Here is a 2,757-nt window from a genome sequence, read left to right as displayed (position 1 = left end):
TGCAGGTCAGTTAACCGTTGTCACAGGATGTGACGGTTTTAGGTTAACTTCTACGACGAGCAAGCTCGAAAAAATCTGGACGCAATTACGCTGAGGCGTAATTGATCAAAAATTGGCGGGCGGACAATAGTGCGCCCGCTATTTTAAGTGTAATTCATATGTTTTGCATTAATTTCAGTTAATTTTACGTAAAATTCATATGTCTTGTAGGTGAATGTGTAAAATATGTTGAAAACTATTTAAAATGTGACAAATTTATAAACAAATCTATGTTGAAATATGTTACAATGTTGGCGATATCAAAAAACAATTAAAAATGTTAAAGAGGCGAATTAATAATGGCTGAAAATTTAAACCTATTTACGTCGACACAAGATGTCATTCAAGAAGCGTTACAAAAGCTTGGTTATGATGAAGCAATGTATGAATTGCTAAAAGAACCACTTCGCATGTTAGAAGTACGCATCCCTGTTAAAATGGATGATGGTACAACAAAAGTATTTACAGGCTACCGTGCACAACATAATGATGCAGTAGGACCAACAAAAGGTGGCGTACGTTTCCACCCAGCGGTTACTGACGAAGAAGTTAAAGCGCTTTCAATGTGGATGACATTGAAATGTGGAATTGTAGATTTACCATACGGTGGAGGAAAAGGCGGCGTTATTTGTGACCCACGTCAAATGTCGATGGGCGAAGTTGAACGTTTAAGCCGCGGCTATGTGCGTGCGGTTAGCCAATTTGTAGGACCAACAAAAGATATTCCAGCGCCAGACGTATTTACAAATGCTCAAATTATGGCTTGGATGATGGATGAATATAGCCGTATGGACGAATTCAACTCACCAGGCTTCATCACTGGTAAGCCACTTGTACTTGGTGGTTCACAAGGACGTGACCGTGCAACAGCTGAAGGCGTAACAATTGTTATTAAAGAAGCTGCGAAAAAGCGTGGCATTGAAATTGAAGGTGCGCGTATTGTCATCCAAGGATTCGGTAACGCAGGAAGCTTCTTAGCGAAATTTATGAGCGATTTAGGGGCAAAAGTAATCGGTATTTCTGATGCATATGGCGCGTTACACGACCCAAATGGTTTAGATATCGACTATTTATTAGATCGTCGTGATTCATTTGGTACTGTTACAACTTTATTTGAAAATACAATTTCAAATAAAGAATTGTTGGAACTAGACTGCGATATTCTAGTGCCTGCTGCTATTGAAAATCAAATTACTGCTGACAATGCACATAATATTAAAGCTAACATTGTTGTAGAAGCTGCTAACGGACCAACGACTGCAGAAGCAACAAAAATTTTAACAGAGCGTGGTATTCTATTAGTGCCAGACGTGCTAGCATCTGCTGGTGGTGTAACGGTATCTTACTTTGAATGGGTACAAAATAACCAAGGTTACTACTGGACTGAAGAAGAAGTACAAGAAAAATTAGTTCGCAAAATGGTAGAAGCCTTTGATAATGTCTATACAACAGCAATGAACCGCAATATTAATATGCGCCTAGCTGCATATATGGTAGGCGTTCGCCGTACTGCCGAAGCATCTCGTTTCCGTGGTTGGGTGTAAAATATAAAATATGTTATAAAAGCTACTGTCTATATTTTTAGGCAGTAGCTTTTTGTATTTCCTCCACATTGAACTATGCCTTGAGGCTATTCTAAAGAGTAGGCTTAGTTCATAAATACAGAGAAGGTACCTAGCAGAAAATCTTTAATGCCTATCACTTCATACATACGACTTTTTATTGTTTAGTTTTTGTCCAACACCGTTTTTTATCATAAGTTAAGTATAAATATATTAAAAGGGTTTTGTTTATGATAATTATTATTAGTTGTGGTGTTGCTATTGCAATAGGATTGATTGCTTGGCACAAGCACAAACAGAAAAAAATACAAGAGGAAAAAAAGCGGGTAATGTTGCACCGTTTACAAATTCTGATTCATTCGAATCCAAAAACCAATCCATCTACTTCAAAGAAAAATGAAAATAAGGCAATTAAAAAGTTATAATAGAAAAAATACTAATAAATAGAATATGCTAATTGTTCTATTTTAATAAGGTAATGAAAATTGGGGAATGAATGGTAATGAGAGGGAATATTTTAGTAATTATAGGTATTGTCATGCTGTTTGCCGGGGTATTTATCATTGGAAATGTGCAATATTTTTCAAAAAAACATACGGAATTTATTGAAAATGGTGTTGTAACTATTGAGGATGAGCAATTAAGGACAACAACAAAGCTAGTAGGAGAGTGGGCTTTTTACCCAAATGTTCTTATACCAGCAGAAGAGTCACTAGCAAGTTATGCACATGAACGCATTTTGATTAAAGTGCCAGGAGATTTGACGAATTATGTTCAGCGCAATAAAGAGGGGGTATCAGTTGGAACCTATCATTTAAAAGTGAATGTGCCAATTGAAGAACAGTATGGTTTGTATATTCAAACAATTCGACAAGCAAACCGTGTATTTATTAATGGTGTAGAAGTAGGTAGCAAAGGAAATCCAACAGCTACTTTCAGTGAAAGACATAGTGAAAACGCAGATAAATATACTGTATTTGCACATAGTAACAATCGAGAACTTGATATTGTCATACATGTTAGCAATTATAATTATCCACAAGCCAATTGAATTTGGTACGATGGAGAAAATTCATTTCTATTATTGGAAAAAGCTCTTACTAAATTCTTTTATTAGTATGGGCTATATTATTTTAGGTCTTATTTATAGTCTGGC

At 36.0% G+C, this 2,757-nt stretch carries 3 protein-coding genes; all 3 read left to right on the top strand.

The window, feature by feature from the left end:
- Positions 1-338: 338 nt before the first annotated feature.
- The 3 genes from C9J34_RS21110 to C9J34_RS21100 all read left to right on the top strand — a co-directional run bounded on the left by C9J34_RS21110 (position 339) and on the right by C9J34_RS21100 (position 2,652).
- Positions 339-1,583, top strand: coding sequence for a Glu/Leu/Phe/Val family dehydrogenase (locus tag C9J34_RS21110; RefSeq protein WP_107842130.1), 1,245 nt, complete (start codon positions 339-341; stop codon positions 1,581-1,583).
- Between the two features lie 248 nt (positions 1,584-1,831).
- Complete coding sequence (locus tag C9J34_RS21105; RefSeq protein WP_107842129.1) at positions 1,832-2,026, top strand: hypothetical protein; 195 nt, start codon at positions 1,832-1,834, stop codon at positions 2,024-2,026.
- A 77-nt stretch (positions 2,027-2,103) separates the two neighbouring features.
- Positions 2,104-2,652: a hypothetical protein gene (locus C9J34_RS21100; RefSeq protein WP_107842128.1), complete on the top strand. Its 549-nt coding sequence runs from the start codon at positions 2,104-2,106 to the stop codon at positions 2,650-2,652.
- The last annotated feature ends 105 nt before the right edge of the window (positions 2,653-2,757 follow it).

The sequence above is a fragment of the Metasolibacillus meyeri genome, from assembly GCF_003049505.1.
GTDB lineage: Bacteria > Bacillota > Bacilli > Bacillales_A > Planococcaceae > Metasolibacillus > Metasolibacillus meyeri.
This window is presented reverse-complemented; position numbering and strand designations above follow the sequence as displayed.